We start from the raw sequence: 19,252 nt of genomic DNA on the forward strand, positions 1-19,252 counted from the left end.
GGAGCAATGCATGCGCTTTTCAGCCTTGACCCAACGCATCACCGGCGACGGCGCCGCCGCCTGGCAGATCCATGACCGGGCGCTGGCCATGCGCGAACAGGGCAGGGAGGTGCTGTTGCTGTCAGTGGGCGATCCGGATTTCGACACGCCACCGGCCATTGTCGAGGCCGCCGTCGCCAGCCTGCGGGCGGGGGACACGCATTATTCGGATACCCGTGGCCTGCATGCGTTGCGCGCCAGCATCGCCCGGCGCCACCAGCAACGTTGCGGCCAACCGGTGGGCGCCGGGCACGTTACGGTGCTGCCCGGCGCCCAGTGTGCGGTCTTCGCGGTCGCGCAGTGCCTGCTCGACCCCGGCGACGAGGTGATTGTCGCCGAACCGATGTACGTCACCTACGAAGCGGTCTTTGGCGCCTGCGGGGCGAAAGTGGTCCCGGTGGCGGTACGTCCGGAAAACGCTTTTCGGGTAGAGCCTGCCGACGTGGCCCGGCTGATCACGCCGCGTACCCGCGCGATGCTGCTCAACAGCCCCAACAATCCCTCCGGCGCCAGCCTGCCGCTGGCCACCTGGCAAGCGTTGGCGCAACTGTGCATCGAGCATGACCTGTGGCTGATCAGCGATGAGGTCTACAGCGACTTGCTCTACGACGGCGAACATATCAGCCCGGCCAGCCTGCCGGGCATGGCCGAGCGCACCGCCACCCTCAACAGCCTGTCCAAATCCCACGCCATGACGGGCTGGCGCATCGGCTGGGCCATCGGCCCCGAGTCCCTTGCCGGGCATCTGGCCAACCTGTCGCTGTGCATGCTGTTCGGCCTGCCGGACTTCGTCCAGCGCGCCGCCCAGGTTGCCCTTGAGCGGGATCTGCCTGAAGTGGCGCGGATGCGCGAGGAATATCGCCAGCGCCGTGACCTGGTGTGCGCGGCGCTGGAGGGGCGTGCGGGCCTCAGGCCGGTACGGCCTGATGGCGGGATGTTCGTGATGGTCGACGTGCGCCAGACGGGTCTCGCCGCCCAGGCATTTGCCGAGCGCCTGCTGGACGGCTATGGCGTGTCGGTGCTGGCGGGCGAGGCGTTCGGGCCGAGCGCGGCAGGGCATATCCGGATCGGCCTGGTGGTCGACCAAGTGCAATTGGCGGATGCGTGTCGGCGGATCGTCGAGTGTGCGGCGGCCTTGCTGCAGGTCGATTGGTGAAGTTTTGTAGAAGCTGTGTGAAATTGTGTAAGGGTTTTGCTCGACCACGGGCGCCGGCGTATATCCTTGGTGGCTTGAGATTTCTTGCGCCTGTGGGACCGCCATCGCGAGCAAGCTCGCTCCCACACGGTTTTTGCTGCGTACCGAAACCCCTGTGGGAGCGAGCCTGCTCGCGATGAGTCCCGCCCAGGCGCCACCGTATTTTCTGGACCACCCCATGCCCAACATCCTCCTCGTCGAAGACGACGCCGCCCTTTGCGAACTGATCTCCAGCTACCTGGAGCGCAACGGCTATCAGGTCAGCGTCCTCAACCGTGGCGATCACGTCCGTGAGCGGGCACGGGCCAATCCGCCGGACCTGGTGATCCTCGACCTGATGCTGCCGGGCCTGGATGGCTTGCAGGTCTGCCGCCTGCTGCGCGCCGATTCGGCGACCCTGCCGATCCTGATGCTCACCGCTCGGGATGACAGCCACGACCAGGTGCTGGGCCTGGAAATGGGCGCCGATGACTACGTCACCAAGCCCTGCGAGCCGCGGGTATTGCTGGCGCGGGTACGCACGCTGCTGCGGCGCAGCAGCCTCACTGAACCGCAAACGGTCAACGACCGTATTGTCATGGGCAACCTGTGCATCGATCTGTCCGAGCGCACCGTCACCTGGCGCGGGCAGCCGGTGGAGCTGTCCAGCGGCGAGTACAACCTGCTGGTGGTGCTGGCCCGGCATTCCGGCGAGGTGCTCAGCCGCGACCAGATCTTGCAGCGCTTGCGCGGCATCGAATTCAACGGCACCGATCGCTCGGTGGACGTGGCCATTTCCAAATTGCGGCGCAAATTCGACGACAACGCCGGCGAGGCGCGCAAGATCAAGACCGTGTGGGGCAAGGGTTACCTGTTCAGCCGTTCCGAGTGGGAATGCTGATCGATGTGGAAACTGCTGATTCGTCTGTATCTGGTGACCATCGTCTCCTACAGCGCGGCGATCTACCTGATGCCGGAACTGGTGATCCGCCTGTTCCATGAGCGCTTCCAGACTTACAACCTCGACTATTCCCGTGGCCTGCAAACCTTGATGGCCAAGCAGTTTCGCGCCGTACCCAGCGCGCAATGGCCGGCGCTGGCAGCGCAGATGGACAAGGAGTTCGAGCCGCTGCGCATCGAGCTCGCCGCCACCGATGATGCGGATTTCACCACCGCCGAGCAGGCGCGTCTGCAACGCGGTGAGAATGTGGTGCGCATCGGCGACTGGGGTTGGCGAACCCTGGCGGCCGCGCCGCTGGATGGGCGCACCGCGGTGAAGATGATCGTTCCCCCGGATCCGGCGGATGTCAGCTGGCTGTACTGGAGCATCAACGTGCTGATCGGCGCGACGATGCTCGGCTGTCTGCTGCTCTGGCTGCGGCCGCACTGGCGCGACCTGGAGCGGCTCAAACGCACCGCCGAGCGTTTCGGCAAGGGCCACCTGGGTGAGCGCACGCACATCGCGCCGCGCTCCAACATCGGCAGCCTGGCCCATGTTTTCGACACCATGGCGGGCGATATCGAGAACCTGCTCAATCAGCAGCGCGACCTGCTCAATGCCGTATCCCATGAACTGCGCACGCCTTTGACCCGGCTTGACTTCGGCTTGGCACTGGCCTTGTCCGAGGATCTGCCGGCGCCCAGCCGCGAGCGTCTGCAAGGGTTGGTGGCGCACATTCGCGAGTTGGATGAGTTGGTGCTGGAGCTGTTGTCCTATAGCCGTCTGCAGAACCCCGAGCGCCTGCCGGAGCGGGTCGAAGTGCCGCTGGACGAGTTCATCGACAGCATCCTCGGCAGCCTCGATGAAGACCTGGCGGCGCCGGAGGTGGTGATCGACGTTTTGCTGCACGGGGCGCTGGAGCGTTTCGAGCTCGACCCGCGCCTCACCGCCCGGGCCTTGCAGAACCTGCTGCGCAATGCGATGCGCTATTGCGAAAAACGCATCCAGGTGGGGGTGCTGGTCAGCGAGCAAGGCTGCGAAATCTGGGTCGACGATGACGGCATCGGCATTCCTGACAGCGAGCGTGAGCGGGTATTCGAGCCGTTCTACCGGCTGGACCGCAGCCGTGATCGCGCCACGGGCGGCTTCGGCCTCGGCCTGGCGATCAGCCGCCGCGCCCTGCAAGCCCAGGGCGGCACCCTGACGGTCGAAGCCTCGCCGCTGGGCGGGGCACGCTTCCGGCTCTGGCTACCCCCAACCTGCTGATACCTCCGGTGGCGAGGGAGCTTGCTCCCGCTGGGCCACAAAGTGGCCCCCCTTCAGCCAAACAACCCCGCCGCAATATTGATCGAAAACCCCAGGATCGCCGTGTTGAATACAAACCCGATCAACGACTGCGCCAACACGATCTTGCGCAGCTGCCGCGTCGCAACACCCACGTCCGAAGTCTGCACCGCCACGCCGATGGTGAAAGAGAAGTACAAAAAATCCCAGTAGTTCGGCGTGGTCAGGCCCTCGGCAAAACGCAGGGCGGGCTCCTTGCCGGACCAGGTGTAATAAAGGCGCGCGTAGTGCACGCTGAAAATCACCCCGATCAGTAGCCATGAACCGATCACGGTCAATGCCGTGAAACCGTAATGCAGCAGCTTGCCTGCGGTTTGCAGGTCGCGGCTGCCGGCCAGTTCGAAGGTGATGGTCGCCAGGCTCGCCAAGGCCGCGATGCAGACCATCAGCAGGACCAGCCCGGCGTTCTCGTCTTCGATTTCGGCGATGCGCTTGACGTCAGGTGCCTTGGCTCGCACCGTCAGCCAGAACATCAGCGCCAGGTAGGTCCAGACCCCGACGTTCCAGCCGATCAGGACCTTGCCGATGATCGAATCTGCGGGGATCAGCAGGCCCGCCGCCAGGCCGATGACCGTGGCGCAGGAAAGACGCGGGTGAGTGCGGGTGAGGCGGGGCATGGGAGCTCACTGTGGCGTGGGAATGCCGGGGAGTATGAATCAGATCTTAGCCGAAGCAGTTCAGGCTCGGGTTCTTCATTTGCGGCGACTACCGCCTTCGCGAGCAGGCTCGCTCCCACATGGATTTGTGTATGGACGAGCTTGATCGCGATGGCGAGGTGTCTTTCGTCGCAAATATTCCACCGGTGATGGCTTTTTGATGCTTGGTTCGTGCACCGCCGTACCAATTGTGTACAATCGCCGACTTTTCAACCAGGCATGGAAGCAGTTCGGCCTTTTGGCCACGAGAAAAATCCATGCTCATCGGCAGCTATTCCCCCGCCCTTGTTTCGATTTCCCTGTTTGTCGCGATCCTGGCGTCCTATACCGCGCTGGACCTGACCGGACGCATAACCACTGCCCAGGGTCGGGCCGTGCATTTCTGGATGGCGGGTGGTGCCTTGGCGATGGGGGTGGGCATCTGGTCCATGCATTTCATCGGCATGCTCGCGTTCAGCTTGCCGGTGGAGCTTGGCTACGATGTGGCAATTACTGCGTTGTCGCTGCTGATCGCCATCCTTTCCAGCGGCTTTGCCCTCTGGCTGGTCAGCCAGCCACAACTGCGGACCTGGCAGCTGGTGTTCGGCGCGCTGGTGATGGGCACTGGCATCAGCGCCATGCATTACACCGGTATGGCGGCCCTGCGGATGCAGCCGGGCATCGATTATGACCCGACGCTGTTCGGCGCCTCGTTGGTAATAGCCGTGGTGGCGTGCGCGGCGGCGTTATGGATCGCCTTTCACCTGCGCCAGAACACCCCTCATGTACGTCTCGCTCGCGCCGGTGCCGCCGTGGTGATGGGCGCTGCCATCGTCGGCATGCATTACACCGGCATGGCCGCGGCGCAGTTCAGCGAAGGCAGTTTCTGCGGTTCCCTGGACGGTTTGAGCGGTAAGGGCCTGGATAACCTGGTGCTGATCACCACCTTGGCGGTGCTGGCGATTGCCTTGCTGACTTCGATCCTCGATGCGCGCCTGGAAGCCCGTACCGCGGAACTGGCCAGGTCCTTGACCCAGGCCAATCGCGAACTGACCCAACTGGCCCTGCACGACCCCCTGACCGGCCTGCCCAACCGGGTCTTGCTGGCGGATCGCATCGGCCAGGCGATGCACCGGGTGCAAGAGCAGGGCGGTTGTTTCGCCCTGATGTTCATCGATCTGGACGGCTTCAAACCGGTCAACGATGCCTTTGGCCACCACATGGGTGACTTGTTGCTGCGGGACGTCGCGCTGCGTCTGCGTGAAGACCTGCGCAGCCAGGACACCCTGGCGCGGATCGGTGGTGACGAGTTTGTCCTGCTGGTGCAACTGGCCGAGCCGGACGACGCCTTGCGCCTGGCCGCGCGTCAGGTCGGGCTGATCGGTCGCACGTTCCGGGTCGCCGACCATGACCTGCAGATTTCCGCCAGCGTCGGCATCGCGCTGTACCCTGGCAATGGCCAGAGCGCCGATGAATTGCTGATGAATGCCGACGCGGCGATGTACCACGCCAAGGGTGCCGGCAAGAATGGCTACAGCTTTTTCGACGCCTCGATGAACAGCAACGCCCGCCGGCAACTGCAACTGCTGCAGGATTTGCGCATCGCGGTCGAACAGCGCCAGTTCAGCCTTTATTACCAGCCCAAGTTCGACGCAGCGAAAGGCCGCCCGGTGGGCGCCGAAGCACTGCTGCGCTGGAACCATCCGACCCAGGGCCTGCTGATGCCCGACACTTTCATCGACCTGGCGGAAAAGACCGGGTTGATCATCCCGATCGGCGAATGGGTGCTGAACGAAGCCTGCCGGCAGATGCGCGAATGGTACGTGTTGGGCTACACCGATTGGCGTATCGCGGTGAACCTGTCAGCGTTGCAGTTCTGCCATACGGGCCTGGTGCAGAGCGTGGCCAAGGCATTGGAGACGCACCACCTGCCGGCCAACAGCCTGACCCTGGAAATCACCGAGACCACTGCCATGAGCGACGCGGACGCGAGCATGACGGTACTGCAACAGCTCTCGGACATGGGCGTGGACCTGTCCATCGACGACTTCGGCACCGGTTATTCGAGCCTGATGTACCTCAAGCGCCTGCCGGCCAACGAGCTGAAGATCGACCGTGGTTTCGTGCGAGACCTTGAGCACGACAGTGACGACGCGGCCATCGTCTCGGCCATCGTCGCCCTCGGCCAGGCCTTGGGCCTGCGGATCGTTGCCGAAGGCGTGGAGACCGATGTGCAACAGGACTTCCTCACCCAGTTGGGCTGCGATTCGCTGCAGGGGTATCTGCTCGGGCACCCGCAGCCGGCCGAACACTTCCTGAAGAACATCCGCCAGGCGCGACGCGTCGAAATGGCCTGAGGCGATTTACTCAGGGAACGATCTCGAACGCGGTACTGCCCAGCCGTTCGCCATTGATCAGCAGATGGACCGCATGCCGGCCCGCGTAGTGCCGGCGGGTGGTCAGCTCGCGAATCTGCTGGGAACGGCTGAGGCTGGCAGAAGCCAGGGCGGGCAGGTCGAAGGTCTTCAGCTTGAACACTTTGGCTGACGTGCCGCCGGACGCTTTCACGTAGTCGATCGCGTAATCGATCACCAGGCGCTGGCCTTGTCCGGACGTGGACCGCACCTTGAACGACAAGGTGATGGGCTCGCCCAGGCGAATCACCGCTGGCGTCACTTGCAGCTCGGAAACTTCCACCTGCGCCCTGGCGCCCGCGCCGATAACCGCCAGCGCCCGCAGATTGCCTTGCTTGATCAGGCTACGCAGCGCGTGTCGGGCAATCCATGCGCTATGGCGATCGTGCAATGGCCAGCCTTCGATCCGCTCCAGGACCCAATCGGGATGCTGCTTGGTCACGTCGTTCAGGTGATTGGCGACGGATTTGCGCACGTACAGGCTGTCGTCGGCCTTGAGCGCATCAAGGATTCCGGCGGCGAGTTCCGGGTTGGCCTGGATCGGCTCCAGGTGAAACGACCAAGGCAAGCGCGGCCGGCTGCCTTCGCTGGCCAGGCGGCGGACGTGCTCGTTGGCGTCCAGCGCCCAGTCATGCATGACCCCGAGGGTGCGCGTCAGGTCGTCACGCAAAAAATGCCGCACGGCAAACTCAGCGGAGCCAAACCGGGTGAAATACTTGAGCGCGTCCATCGACAGCTCGAAGGTGTGCCGACCGTAGGAGGCGACATAGTGCGGCAGGAACAGGCTGACGAACATGCTGTTCACACGCGGGGCCACGGCCCGCAGCACCTCCAGCGAGGCTTCGTAACTCAGCGGCAGGACCTCATGCAGGCACTCGCTGACCCGAGCCATGCGCTGCATGACCGACAATTCGGCCAATCCGTCGTTGGCCAGGTTCAAGAACGCCTTGGCATCGAAGGCCGGGTACACCGCGCGCATTTCGCTGGCGATGTGTTCAAGGCGCGCGGCGTTGAAGATTTCCTTGAGGGCGGGGGAAGAGGTGGTGGTGCTCATGTTGGGTCCGTCCGGCGGGTGTTGGGCCAAGGCTCGCCACTATGCCATGCCAGACCCGTGCCGAGGGAGCAAGCTCCTCGGCACGGGGACGCGGTTCATGGAAAAAGGAATGATTCGCCGCCAGTGCAGTCCCAGATTCAGTACCTTGAATAACTGGAGTTTTTTATGCGTAAACCAACCTTGATCGCCAGTCTGGTCCTGATCGCCGGCCTCGGAGCCTTTGGGCCCGTTGCGCAAGCGGTCGAGAAAACCGGAGACGCCCTTGAGCATTCGCCGAGCAATGGCCGCCGGCTGGTGGAAAATGACCGGGTACCGGCAGACTATCAGCGCGCGGACAGGGCCATGAAGGACTGGAAGCAGAAGAAACTCGAGCAGCCGACCGACGAGCAGCAATGGGTGCAGATCGACGACAAGTACCTGCTGATCGAAACCGTGTCCGGCGCCATCGTCAAGATCGTTCCCGCCACACGCTAGACCCTCAAAGCACTTCGCCCTTGTCCCACAAGTGGACCAGCTCGCCAGGTGCCCGGTCCTCGGGCACCTGCAGCACCATCTCGTCATCCTGATCGTTCGCCCGATAACGCACCTCGATCTGGAAATACCTTTGGTCGCCCCGACCCGGCGTGGAGGACGTGAGCGGCAGGCAGCCCTCCAGCACCGAGCAGATACGTGAGCGCTGGTTGATATCGCACTGGGCGAATTCTATTTCCCGGGGGCGGGTCAGGGCATGGATGGCCGCCACGCCACCTTGGCGTGACAGCTTGACCACGGCTTTATCGTCAAGGTCTGGAAGGGTTTTCATCCGTTCTCCTCGTTCAGGTCGACGCCCACCTGCGCCCAGCCATCCTGCACCGCTTGCACTTCCTGCTCACCGAAACGCTGGCGGGCATGCTCGACGGTCAGGCGGGCGAACGCACTGAAGGAGGCGTCGTTGGCCAGTTGTCTGTCGCACAAGGTGTCATACCAGATTCGCCCGGCCTTTTCCCAGGCAAATCCGCCCAGGGTTGTTGCCACCAGATAAAAGGCCCGGTTGGGAATGCCGGAATTGATGTGCACGCCGCCGTTGTCTTCACGGGTGATGACGAATTCGCGCATATGCCCGGGTTGCGGGTCCTTGCCCAGCAGCGGGTCATCGTAGGCGGTGCCAGGGTTGGACATGCTGCGCAGGCCGTCGCCGTTGATCCTGTCGGTGAGCAGGTCGGCGCCGATCAGCCAGTCGGCCTGGTCGGCGGTCTGGCCCAATACGAATTGCTTGACCAAAACGCCGAACACGTCGGAGATCGACTCGTTCAACGCCCCGGACTGGTTGGCATAGATCAGGCCGGCTTCGCTTTCGGTGACGCCATGGGCCAGTTCATGGGCCACCACGTCCAGGGAGCGGGTGAAACGCTGGAAGATCTCGCCATCACCGTCACCGAACACCATCTGCGCGCCGTTCCAGAAGGCATTCTCATAACCTTGGCCGTAATGCACGCTGCCGACCAATGCAAAACCCTTGTTATCGATGGAATCGCGCCCGAGCACTTTCCAGAAAAACTCATAGGTGGCGCCGAGGGCGTCATACGCTTCGTCCACCGCCGGGTCGCCGCTGGCCGCCTGGCCTTCCAGGCGTACCGGCTGGCCGGGCAACTCCATGGTGTTCTGCGCGTCGTGCACGCTGCGCTGTGGATGACCGGCCTTGCCGGGTCTGGGCAGTTTCGCCGTGGCGGGTGGGTTGCTCGGCGGGCCAGGGTTGTGGCGCAGATTCTTGACGTGGGTCAGGGTGCCGAGGGCGCTGGAACGTTGCTGTTCTGAGCCATGGGCAATGATGCGATTGAGGATATAAGGCGGAATGAAACCGTGGAGCGGGCGAGAGTCGATCATCAGAAAGTCCTTATCTGAAAATGCAGGGTCGATACCCATGTGAACCGAAGTGGCCGTTGCGGTTCCCCTTTGCCGCAAAAGGTTGCCTGTCGCGCGGATTTCTGCGAAAACCCCGCGCCTGGATCACACGGGAATAACGCCATGAATGAAGAGCTGCAAATCATCGACCTGGAACAGGGCGACGGCAAAAGCGTAGTCAAAGGCGCGCTGATTACCACTCAATATCGCGGCACTCTCGAGGACGGCACCGAGTTCGATTCGTCCTACAGTCGTGGCAAGCCCTTTCAATGCGTGATCGGCACCGGTCGCGTGATCAAGGGCTGGGACATCGGCCTGATGGGGATGAAAGTCGGCGGCAAGCGCAAGCTGCTGGTGCCGGCCCATCTGGCCTATGGCGAACGCTCCATGGGCGCTCACATCAAGCCCAACAGCAACCTGGTTTTCGAAATCGAGCTGCTGGAAGTGCTGACCCGCGACGATTGATGGCGCCTTTTTTCATCACCGATTGCTGAACAGCGGGATGCGCCCGTTGACCGAGGGGCGATAGCACCAGCTCAACCGATCCAGGCGTGGATTGCGCTCAAGGATTGTTTCCACGGTGGCCCGAGCGATATTCATGGCCAAGTCTTGGCCAGGGCATTCATGGCGGGCGCTGCCAAAGCTGAAACTGCGGCGGTTGGCGCGAGCCAGCAGCAAGGCGTCCGGTTGCGGGTTGAGCTGCGGGTCGCGGTTGGCTGAAGCCAGCAGGACCAGTACCACATCTCCCGGTTCTAGCGCAGTGCCAAGGATTTCGCAGGGCATGGCGATGAAGCGTCGAGTGTTCTGCACCGCCGGGTCGAAGCGCTGCACTTCAGCCAGCAACGCGCCGATCTGTTTGGGATCGTCCCGAACTTGGTGATGTAAAGCGGGGTCGCGAGCTAACGCCAATAGTCCATTGCCGATCAAGCCCGCCGTGGCTTCGTAGGTTTGCGAGAGCAGGCCGATCAGGTTGGCGATCCGGCTGTCCGGGGCGGCGCCTTCAAAACCCTGGCACATTAGGCTCAGCAACAGAGCGTCCTGTGCCTCGATCCGCTCCTGGAAAAGGCTCATCAGTTGCCCGCTGGCCCGGTGCGCGGCTTCAAGCTGCTTCACCTGGCTCAGGGGTGACAGGCAGGCGACGAAGTCTGCGGTCAATTCGCTGATCAGGCGGCTCTCCGCCGGGTTGAAACCCAGCAATGCCGCCACCACGCTGGCCGGTCCGACGAACTGCGCCTGGTGCAGACCTGCGGCGCCCTCCCTGAGCAAGCGTGCCCTGACCAATGCCTCGACCTGGCGCGGATCGATGTCCTGCAACCGCGGCGCAATCGCCGCCCTCGGACAGCGCTGCCGTTCGCCTTCGTTCATGCGCATCAGGTGTGCGAACACTTGGCCGGCGGGGCCATGGGCAATTGCCTTGGGCACCGGCTCGTCAGCAGGGCGCACATGGCAATCGGGATGATGCAGTACCGCGCACACCGCCTCGGCGCTGCTGGCGACCCGGAGTTTCAGATGCGCGTCGAAACCGAATCCTCCGTTGGCTCGCAGGCTGGCGTAGTAAGGGTAGGGATCAGCGTGAGTCGCGGCAGTGATCGGGTCCATGAAGCGCAGCCTCGTTCGTGGTGGAGAAAGTGTTGCTACTATCTCCAGTCGATGCATGGCTTGATTCGTCCGGGAGCGAAATATGAACGCAGAACACCATGACATGGGCGTGTCCCAGGTGGCCGCAGCGATTGCCGAACCGGCCCGTACCCGAATGCTCTGCGCGCTGATGGACGGCCACGCTCGCACCAGCACGGAGTTGGCGGCGATTGCCGAGGTCAGCGCTTCCACCGCGAGTGCGCACTTGGCGAAGCTCAAGGATCTCGCCTTGGTGCGTTTGCACGTCCAGGGGCGCCATCGTTACTACAGCCTCGCCGACCAGCGCGTAGCCGAGGCTCTGGAGGCGTTGATGATGATTGGCCAGGGCGCCAGGCCGACCTTCACGCCGCGCACGCCGGATCGCCTGCAGTTCGCCCGCACTTGCTACGACCATATGGCCGGTACGCTGGCGGTGCGGTTGCATGATCGCTTGCTGGAAGCCGGGTGGCTGGTGGAGGTGGAAGGGCAGGGCTATCGGCTCAGTGAATCCGGCGAAGCGCTGTTTGAAGGGCTGGGCATGGACGTTTCTACGCTGATGATTCAACGACGCCGGTTCGCCTGCCCGTGCCTGGACTGGAGCATGCGCCGACCGCATCTGGGCGGTGCCTTGGGCGCGGCGTTGCTGCAACTGGCGATCAAGCGCAAGTGGGTACGGCAGGACCTGGACAGCCGGGCCCTGACATTGACGGCCTGCGGACGCAGGGAAATGGCGGGGCGGTTCGGGGTCAATGCAGAAGTCGATGTCGTACCCACAGGCGCCATCGCGAGCAAGCTCGCTCCCACAGTGGATTTGAGGTGAATCCAGGATTTCTGGACACCGGCAATCCCTGTGGGAGCGAGCCTGCTCGCGAAGGGGCCTTCACATCCATCATATCTGCAAGCTGACCCACCGCTTTCGCGAGCAGGCTCGCTCCCACAGTGGACCTGAGGTGAATCCAGGGTTTCTGGACACCGGCAATCCTTGTGGGAGCGAGCTTGCTCGCGAAGGGGCCTGCACATTCAACATATCTGCAAGCTGACCCACCGCTTTCGCGAGCAGGCTCGCTCCCACAGTGGATTTGAGGTGAATCCAGGATTTCTGGACATCGGCAATCCCGTGGGAGCGAGCCTTTGCTACCGGGTCAGACTTTGACGATCCAGCCCGCGGGTGCTTCCACGTCGCCGGTCTGTACGCCGGTCAGCTCTTTGTAGAGCTTCTGGGTGATCGGGCCGACTTCGGTTTCGCTGTGGAACACATGCAGCTTGTCCTTGTAGCTGATACCACCGATCGGCGTGATCACGGCTGCGGTACCGCAGGCGCCGGCTTCCTTGAACTCCGACAGCTTGTCGATGAACACGTCGCCTTCGATCACTTCCAGGCCCAGGCGCGATTTGGCCAGTTCGATCAGCGACAGGCGGGTGATGCCCGGCAATACCGAAGGGGAGTTGGGGGTGATGAATTTGTTGTCGTGGGTGATGCCGAAGAAGTTGGCCGAGCCGACTTCCTCGATTTTCGAATGGGTCAGCGGGTCCAGGTAGATGCAGTCGGCGAAACTGGCCTTCTTGGCCTGCGAGCCGGGCATCAGGCTGGCGGCGTAGTTGCCACCGACCTTGGCCGCGCCGGTGCCTTGCGGGGCCGCGCGGTCGAAGCTGGAGATCAGGAAGTTGTGCGGGGTCAGGCCGCCCTTGAAATAAGCGCCGACCGGGATGCAGAAGATCGAGAAGATAAACTCGGGCGCGGTGCGCACGCCGATGTTGTCACCCACGCCGATCACGAACGGGCGCAGGTACAGCGCACCGCCGGTGCCATACGGCGGGATGAAGCGCTCGTTGGCGCGGACCACTTGCTTGCAGGCTTCGACGAACTGCTCGGTGTCGACATGTGGCATCAGCAGGCGGGCGCAGCTGCGTTGCATGCGGGCGGCGTTCTGGTCCGGGCGGAACAGGTTGATCGAACCGTCCTTGCAACGATAGGCCTTCAGGCCTTCGAAGCATTGCTGGCCGTAGTGCAGGGCAGTGGAGCCCTCGCTGATGTGCAGCACATTGTCGTCGGTCAGGGTGCCCGCATCCCAGGCGCCGTCGCGCCAGTGCGACAGATAGCGCTTGTCGGTCTTGATGTAGTCAAAGCCCAGTTTGTCCCAATTGATGCTCTCGTTACCCATGACACCCTCTATTTCCTGACAACCGTCGAAACGGTTCAAGGCTTCTGACGTTTTTTAATGGGGACAACAATACTTCATTCCGGGGGTGTTTCGCAGCCCGCTCGATAAGGGGCAGGCATATTTTCCTGGCGTTTCACATCTGTGGCGAGGGAGCTTGCTCCCGCTCGACTGCGCAGCAGTCGCAAAAACGGGGCCGCTTCGCAGCCCAGCGGGAGCAAGCTCCCTCGCCACAGGTGAAACTCATGCCTACAGATGCGCTACACGTCTAGAGATGCAACGCATGCCCCAACGCCCGCAACGCCGCTTCCTGCACGGCCTCGCCCAGCGTCGGGTGGGCGTGGATGGTGCCGGCGATGTCTTCCAGCCGCGCGCCCATCTCCAGGGATTGGCCAAACGCCGTGGACAGCTCCGACACGCCGACACCGACCGCTTGCCAACCGATAATCAGATGATTGTCCCGGCGCGCCACGACCCGGACAAAGCCGCTTTTCGATTCCAGGGTCATGGCCCGGCCATTGGCGGCGAACGGGAAGCTCGACACGATGCAATCGACTTCGGCGGCCTTGGCCTCGTCCGGCGTCTTGCCGACCACGACCACCTCCGGATCGGTGAAGCACACTGCCGCGATGGCCATCGGGTTGAATTCCCGATGCTCGCCAGCAATCAGCTCGGCGACCATTTCGCCCTGGGCCATGGCCCGGTGAGCGAGCATCGGTTCGCCGCTCAGGTCACCGATGGCCCAGACATTGCGCATGCTGGTCTGGCACCGGTTATCGATTTTCAGCGCCGAGCCATTCATCGCCAGGTCCAGCGCTTCGAGGTTCCAGCCCTGGGTGTTGGGCTTGCGTCCGACCGCCACCAGCACGCGGTCGGTCTCCAGGTTCAGCGTGTCGCCGTTGGGATCGCGCACTTGCAAGGTGCTGGCCTGGGCATCGAAGCCTTCGACGCTGTGCTTGAGGTACAGCTTTACGCCCAGTTGCTTGAGCGCCTCGTGCACCGGTTGCGTCAGCTCGCCGTCGTAGGCCGGCAGGATCCGCTCCTGGGCCTCGACCACGCTCACTTCGGCGCCGAGCTTGCGATAGGCGGTGCCCAGTTCCAGCCCGATGTAGCCGCCGCCGACCACCACCAGATGCTTGGGCACCGAGGTGGGGGCGAGGGCTTCGGTCGACGAGATGACCGGCCCGCCAATCGGCAGCATCGGCAGCTCGACACTTTTCGAGCCGGTTGCGAGCAGCAAGTGTTCGCACTGGATGCGGGTGTCACCAACTTCAACGGTCTTGCCATCGATCACCTTGGCCCAGCCGTGAACGACCTGGACCTTGTGCTTTTTCAGCAACGCCGCGACGCCGGTGGTCAGGCGATCGACGATGCCATCCTTCCATTCCACACTCTTGCCGATGTCCAGGCTCGGCGCCGCCACGGTGATGCCCAAGGCCGATCCCTGGCTGTGATGGCGGGTCTGGTGGAACTGCTCGGCGACATGGATCAACGCCTTGGACGGAATGCAGCCGATGTTCAGGCAAGTCCCGCCCAACGCCTGGCCTTCCACCAGGATCGTTTCAATGCCCAGTTGGCCGGCGCGGATCGCCGCCACGTAACCGCCAGGACCGCCGCCGATGATCAGCAGCTTGGTGTTCAGAGTCTGCATGGCCTGCTCCATTGATGATTAGTCCACAAACAAAGTGGCGGGTTGTTCGAGCAGGCCACGCAGGGCCTGGATGAATTGCGCCGCATCCATGCCGTCGACCACTCGGTGATCGAAGGAGCTGGAAAGGTTCATCATCTTGCGGATCACGATCTGGCCCTTGACCACCACGGGCCGCTCGACGATTTTGTTGACGCCGACGATCGCTACTTCAGGCAGGTTCAGCACCGGCGTGCTGACGATGCCGCCCAACGCGCCGAGGCTGGTCAGGGTGATGGTCGAACCGGACAGTTCGTCGCGACTGGCCTTGCCGTTGCGGGCCGCTGTCGCCAGGCGCGAGATTTCCGCCGCGCTGTCCCACAGGCTGCGGGCCTCGGCGTGGCGCACCACCGGCACCATCAGGCCGACGTCGCTCTGAGTGGCGACGCCGACATGCACGGCGCCGGAGCGGTGAATGACCTGGGCTTCATCATCGTAACGGGCGTTCATTTGCGGGAAATCCCGCAGCGCCACGACCAGGGCGCGCACGAGGAACGGCAGCAACGTCAACTTGCCACGACTGGCACCGTGTTTCTCATTCAGATGAACACGCAGTTCTTCCAGGGCGGTGACGTCGATTTCCTCGACGTAGCTGAAATGGGCGGCGCGCTGGGTGGCTTCCTGCATGCGCTGGGCGATCTTGCGGCGCATGCCGATCACCGGGATCTGCTGCTCGTCGTGACGTTCGGCATAACCCGAACCGCCCTTGGCCTGGGACGACGGGCCCTGGGCCAGATAAGCCTCCAGGTCTTCGTGCAGAATCCGCCCGGCGGGGCCGCTGCCCTGGACCAGACGCAGCTGGATACCCAGGTCCAGCGCGTGTTTGCGCACGGCCGGCGAGGCTAGCGGGCGCTCGTCGGGATCGCGGGCCACCGGCGCCTGTTCCGCTTGGGCCGGGCGAGGCGCGGCGACGGGTTTTTCCGTCACAGGCTCGGGTCTGGAAGCCTGTTCAGGCTTCGCGACGGGCTCAGGCTTGGCCACCGGTGCCGCCGATTGCGCCGATTCCTTCAGGTTGCCGGCGCCTTCCACTTCAATGCGGATCAGCTCGCTGCCCACTGCCATGACCTCACCCGGCTCACCACCGAGGGCAATGACCCGGCCATGCACCGGCGAAGGAATATCCACCATCGCCTTGTCAGTCATGACATCGGCCAACACCTGGTCCTCGACCACCATGTCGCCAACCTTGACGTGCCACACCGACAATTCAACTTCCGCGATGCCTTCGCCGATGTCCGGCATCTTGATAACGTGCGTGCCCATTCAGACCTCCATGACCCGTTTCAACGCCGCGCCCACACGGGACGGCCCAGGGAAATACGCCCACTCCTGCGCGTGCGGGTAGGGGGTGTCCCAACCGGTGACACGCTCGATGGGCGCTTCCAGATGGTGGAAGCAATGTTCTTGCACCAGCGACACCAGCTCGGCGCCGAAACCGCAGGTGCGGGTGGCTTCGTGGACCACCACGCAACGGCCGGTCTTCTTCACGGATTTGACGATGGTGTCCAGGTCCAGCGGCCACAGGCTGCGCAGGTCGATGACTTCGGCGTCGATCCCGGTTTCTTCGGCTGCTACCTGGGAGACGTAGACCGTGGTGCCGTAGGTGAGCACCGTCACGTCCTTGCCCGGACGGGTGATGGCGGCGACGTCCAGCGGCACGGTGTAGTAGCCGTCGGGCACTTGCGCCTGCGGGTGTTTGGACCACGGCGTTACCGGGCGGTCATGGTGACCGTCGAACGGGCCGTTATACAGGCGCTTGGGTTCAAGGAAGATCACCGGGTCATCGTTTTCGATGGAGGCGATCAGCAAGCCCTTGGCGTCGTAGGGGTTGGACGGCATGACGGTGCGCAGCCCGCAGACCTGGGTAAACATCGCCTCGATGCTCTGACTGTGGGTCTGGCCGCCATAGATGCCGCCGCCGCAGGGCATGCGCAGGGTCATCGGTGCGGTGAACTCGCCGGCCGAGCGATAGCGCAGGCGCGCGGCTTCGGAAATGATCTGGTCCGACGCCGGGTAGACGTAGTCGGCGAACTGGATCTCGGCCACCGGCCGCAGCCCATAGGCGCCCATGCCCACGGCCACGCCGACGATGCCGCTTTCGGAAATCGGCGCGTCGAATACCCGCGAGGTGCCGTACTTGTTCTGCAGGCCTTCGGTGCAGCGGAACACGCCGCCGAAATAACCGACGTCCTGGCCGAACACCACGACGTTGTCGTCGCGCTCGAGCATCACGTCCATGGCCGAGCGCAGCGCCTGGATCATGGTCATGGTGGTAGTGGTCATGGCGGTGTCCAACGCAATATTGTTGTTGTGATCGTTCATGTCAGATCCCCAACTGCTGACGCTGGCGCTTCAAGTGCTCCGGCATCTCTTTGTAGACGTCCTCGAACATGGTCGCGGCGCTCGGAATCTGCCCGCCGGCGAGGGTGCCGTACTGCTCGGCTTCTTTCTGCGCGGCGATCACCTCGGCTTCGAGTTCGGCGGTGACGGCGGCGTGTTCCTCTTCGGACCACTGGCCGATCTTCACCAGGTGCTGCTTGAGGCGCGCAATCGGGTCGCCCAACGGGAAGTGGCTCCAGTCATCGGCGGGGCGGTATTTCGAAGGATCGTCAGATGTGGAGTGCGGGCCGGCGCGGTAGGTGACCCATTCGATCAGGGCCGGACCGAGGTTGCGGCGAGCCCGTTCGGCGGCCCAGCGCGACGCGGCGTAGACGGCGATGAAATCGTTGCCATCGACCCGCAGCGAGGCGATGCCGCAGCCGACGCCGCGTCCGGCGAAAGTAGTCGCTTCACCGCCGGCAATCGCCTGGAAAGTGGAAATCGCCCACTGGTTGTTGACCACGTTGAGGATCACCGGGGCGCGGTAGACGTGGGCGAAGGTAAGGGCGGTGTGGAAGTCCGATTCGGCGGTGGCGCCGTCGCCGATCCAGGCCGAGGCGATCTTGGTGTCGCCCTTGATCGCCGAGGCCATGCCCCAGCCCACGCCCTGGATGAACTGGGTGGCGAGGTTGCCGGAAATGGTGAAGAAACCGGCGTCCTTGACCGAATACATGATCGGCAACTGCCGGCCCTTGAGCGGATCGCGCTCGTTGGACAACAGTTGGCAGATCAGGTCCACCAGCGGCACGTCGCGGGCCATGAGGATGCTTTGCTGGCGGTAGGTCGGGAAGCACATGTCGTCGATGTTCAGGGCCAGGGCCTGGGCGCTGCCGATGGCTTCCTCGCCAAGGCTCTGCATGTAGAACGACATTTTTTTCTGGCGCTGGGCGACGACCATGCGGTTGTCGTAGATGCGTGTCTTGAGCATGGCGCGCATGCCCTTGCGCAGAATCTCGACAGGGACATTCTCGGCCCACTCGCCCAAGGCGTTGCCTTGGTCGTCGAGCACGCGGATCAGGCTGCGCGCCAGGTCGGCGGTGTCGGCGGGTTCGACGTCGATGGGAGGTTTGCGCACCGTGCCGGCATCGGTCAGATGCAGGTAGGAGAAGTCGGTCTTGCAGCCGGGACGGCCCGAAGGTTCGGGGACGTGCAGGCGTAGCGGTTCGTACGCTGGGTTCATGGCTTTCTACGCTCGATCTTGTGAATTTCTTGTAGTGGGCGCGCTAGCTGACGAATTTCCCTGGGTAGGTGGGAAATTGTCCTACAACAATCATAGGCTCGACGTAGAAGAATTTTTTTCTCTGTTGGCTTGCTGTTTAGATGATTTGCAGATAAAAAATCTGCACAACGATAAGAAACAGGAAATTTTGTCTCATGCGCAAATTGGATCGCACCGACATCGGCATTCTCAACAGCCTTCAGGAAAACGCCCGCATCACCAATGCCGACCTTGCCCGTTCGGTCAACCTGTCGCCGACGCCGTGCTTCAATCGGGTCCGGGCGATGGAGGAGCTGGGAGTGATTCGCGAGCAGGTCACCCTGCTGGATGCCGACCTGCTGGGCCTGCACGTCAACGTGTTTATCCATGTCAGCCTGGAGAAACAGGTGGAAGAGGCGCTGCAGCATTTCGAAGAGGCGATCTCCGACCGGCCGGAAGTGATGGAGTGCTACCTGATGGCGGGCGACCCGGATTACCTGATCCGTGTGCTGGTGCCGACCATCCAGTCGCTGGAGCGGTTCATGATGGATTTCCTGACCAAAGTCCCCGGGGTGGCAAACATCCGCTCAAGCTTCGCCCTCAAGCAGGTGCGCTACAAGACCGCGTTGCCGCTGCCAGCCAATGGCTTGACCTTGGGCACCTGAAAGGCTGCGCCCCTACATTGGATTTATGGTGTGACCGGGCAATATGACCGCCGCCGATCCCTGTGG

18 protein-coding genes are annotated in these 19,252 nt (G+C 63.2%); 8 read left to right on the top strand and 10 right to left on the bottom strand.

The features are described from left to right. Window positions 1-10 precede the first annotated feature (10 nt). The 3 genes from J3P84_RS11090 to J3P84_RS11100 all read left to right on the top strand — a co-directional run bounded on the left by J3P84_RS11090 (window position 11) and on the right by J3P84_RS11100 (window position 3,419). Window positions 11-1,195 (top strand): pyridoxal phosphate-dependent aminotransferase, encoded by a 1,185-nt coding sequence (locus J3P84_RS11090; protein WP_434630148.1) that lies wholly within the window; start codon window positions 11-13, stop codon window positions 1,193-1,195. 217 nt (window positions 1,196-1,412) lie between these two features. Continuing rightward, complete coding sequence (locus J3P84_RS11095) at window positions 1,413-2,114, top strand: response regulator transcription factor (RefSeq protein ID WP_305500301.1); 702 nt, start codon at window positions 1,413-1,415, stop codon at window positions 2,112-2,114. Window positions 2,115-2,117: 3 nt separating this feature from the next. Continuing rightward, window positions 2,118-3,419 carry an ATP-binding protein gene (locus tag J3P84_RS11100; protein ID WP_434630151.1) on the top strand — a complete coding sequence of 434 codons (1,302 nt, stop codon included), beginning with the start codon at window positions 2,118-2,120 and terminating at the stop codon, window positions 3,417-3,419. A gap of 53 nt (window positions 3,420-3,472) precedes the next feature. Here J3P84_RS11100 and J3P84_RS11105 read toward each other — a convergent pair whose 3' ends face one another. Further along, the gene (locus tag J3P84_RS11105; protein WP_305500305.1) at window positions 3,473-4,114 is read right to left on the bottom strand and encodes a DUF1345 domain-containing protein; all 642 of its coding nucleotides are present in this window, start codon (window positions 4,112-4,114) and stop codon (window positions 3,473-3,475) included. Window positions 4,115-4,410: 296 nt separating this feature from the next. On the opposite strand from J3P84_RS11105, the gene J3P84_RS11110 reads away from it, so the two are divergent. Beyond that, the gene (locus J3P84_RS11110; RefSeq protein WP_434630153.1) at window positions 4,411-6,489 is read left to right on the top strand and encodes a putative bifunctional diguanylate cyclase/phosphodiesterase; all 2,079 of its coding nucleotides are present in this window, start codon (window positions 4,411-4,413) and stop codon (window positions 6,487-6,489) included. A gap of 10 nt (window positions 6,490-6,499) precedes the next feature. Here the strand turns inward: J3P84_RS11110 and J3P84_RS11115 are convergent, their stop codons facing one another. Continuing rightward, a complete protein-coding gene (locus J3P84_RS11115) occupies window positions 6,500-7,600 on the bottom strand; it encodes a DNA alkylation repair protein (RefSeq protein ID WP_434630155.1) in 1,101 nt (366 codons plus the stop codon). Between the two features lie 165 nt (window positions 7,601-7,765). On the opposite strand from J3P84_RS11115, the gene J3P84_RS11120 reads away from it, so the two are divergent. Then, window positions 7,766-8,074 carry an RcnB family protein gene (locus J3P84_RS11120; RefSeq protein ID WP_434573428.1) on the top strand — a complete coding sequence of 103 codons (309 nt, stop codon included), beginning with the start codon at window positions 7,766-7,768 and terminating at the stop codon, window positions 8,072-8,074. Between the two features lie 4 nt (window positions 8,075-8,078). Here J3P84_RS11120 and J3P84_RS11125 read toward each other — a convergent pair whose 3' ends face one another. Both J3P84_RS11125 and J3P84_RS11130 read right to left on the bottom strand, forming a co-directional pair. After that, on the bottom strand, window positions 8,079-8,402 hold the full coding sequence (locus J3P84_RS11125) for a protealysin inhibitor emfourin (protein ID WP_305500309.1): 324 nt from the start codon (window positions 8,400-8,402) through the stop codon (window positions 8,079-8,081). After that, complete coding sequence (locus tag J3P84_RS11130; protein ID WP_434630158.1) at window positions 8,399-9,463, bottom strand: M4 family metallopeptidase; 1,065 nt, start codon at window positions 9,461-9,463, stop codon at window positions 8,399-8,401. The genes J3P84_RS11125 and J3P84_RS11130 overlap by 4 nt, the downstream gene beginning before the upstream one ends. 141 nt (window positions 9,464-9,604) lie before the next feature. Between J3P84_RS11130 and J3P84_RS11135 the strand changes: the two genes are divergently transcribed. Then, window positions 9,605-9,946 (top strand): FKBP-type peptidyl-prolyl cis-trans isomerase, encoded by a 342-nt coding sequence (locus J3P84_RS11135; protein ID WP_238961844.1) that lies wholly within the window; start codon window positions 9,605-9,607, stop codon window positions 9,944-9,946. 15 nt (window positions 9,947-9,961) lie between these two features. Here the strand turns inward: J3P84_RS11135 and J3P84_RS11140 are convergent, their stop codons facing one another. Beyond that, window positions 9,962-11,080, bottom strand: a complete 1,119-nt coding sequence (locus J3P84_RS11140) for a cytochrome P450 (RefSeq protein WP_434630160.1) — start codon at window positions 11,078-11,080, stop codon at window positions 9,962-9,964. Window positions 11,081-11,162: 82 nt separating this feature from the next. Between J3P84_RS11140 and J3P84_RS11145 the strand changes: the two genes are divergently transcribed. Continuing rightward, entirely contained in the window at window positions 11,163-11,918 is a 756-nt protein-coding gene (locus J3P84_RS11145) for an ArsR/SmtB family transcription factor (RefSeq protein WP_434630162.1), read from the top strand. A 322-nt stretch (window positions 11,919-12,240) separates the two neighbouring features. On the opposite strand, the gene J3P84_RS11150 is transcribed toward J3P84_RS11145, so the two are convergent. The 5 genes from J3P84_RS11150 to J3P84_RS11170 all read right to left on the bottom strand — a co-directional run bounded on the left by J3P84_RS11150 (window position 12,241) and on the right by J3P84_RS11170 (window position 18,503). Then, entirely contained in the window at window positions 12,241-13,260 is a 1,020-nt protein-coding gene (locus J3P84_RS11150; protein WP_305500317.1) for a branched-chain amino acid aminotransferase, read from the bottom strand. Between the two features lie 265 nt (window positions 13,261-13,525). Continuing rightward, window positions 13,526-14,908 (bottom strand): dihydrolipoyl dehydrogenase, encoded by a 1,383-nt coding sequence (lpdA, locus tag J3P84_RS11155; protein ID WP_434630165.1) that lies wholly within the window; start codon window positions 14,906-14,908, stop codon window positions 13,526-13,528. 18 nt (window positions 14,909-14,926) lie between these two features. After that, the gene (locus tag J3P84_RS11160; protein ID WP_434630167.1) at window positions 14,927-16,207 is read right to left on the bottom strand and encodes a dihydrolipoamide acetyltransferase family protein; all 1,281 of its coding nucleotides are present in this window, start codon (window positions 16,205-16,207) and stop codon (window positions 14,927-14,929) included. Beyond that, window positions 16,208-17,266, bottom strand: coding sequence for an alpha-ketoacid dehydrogenase subunit beta (locus J3P84_RS11165; protein ID WP_305500321.1), 1,059 nt, complete (start codon window positions 17,264-17,266; stop codon window positions 16,208-16,210). It lies immediately after the preceding gene. A 1-nt stretch (window position 17,267) separates the two neighbouring features. Then, window positions 17,268-18,503, bottom strand: coding sequence for a 3-methyl-2-oxobutanoate dehydrogenase (2-methylpropanoyl-transferring) subunit alpha (locus J3P84_RS11170; protein ID WP_305500323.1), 1,236 nt, complete (start codon window positions 18,501-18,503; stop codon window positions 17,268-17,270). A 194-nt stretch (window positions 18,504-18,697) separates the two neighbouring features. Here J3P84_RS11170 and bkdR point away from each other — a divergent pair, with 194 nt between their 5' ends. After that, complete coding sequence (gene bkdR / locus J3P84_RS11175) at window positions 18,698-19,186, top strand: Bkd operon transcriptional regulator BkdR (protein ID WP_003202929.1); 489 nt, start codon at window positions 18,698-18,700, stop codon at window positions 19,184-19,186. Window positions 19,187-19,252 lie beyond the last annotated feature (66 nt).

The organism is Pseudomonas sp. Z1-29 (assembly GCF_051131995.1).
Taxonomy (GTDB): domain Bacteria; phylum Pseudomonadota; class Gammaproteobacteria; order Pseudomonadales; family Pseudomonadaceae; genus Aquipseudomonas.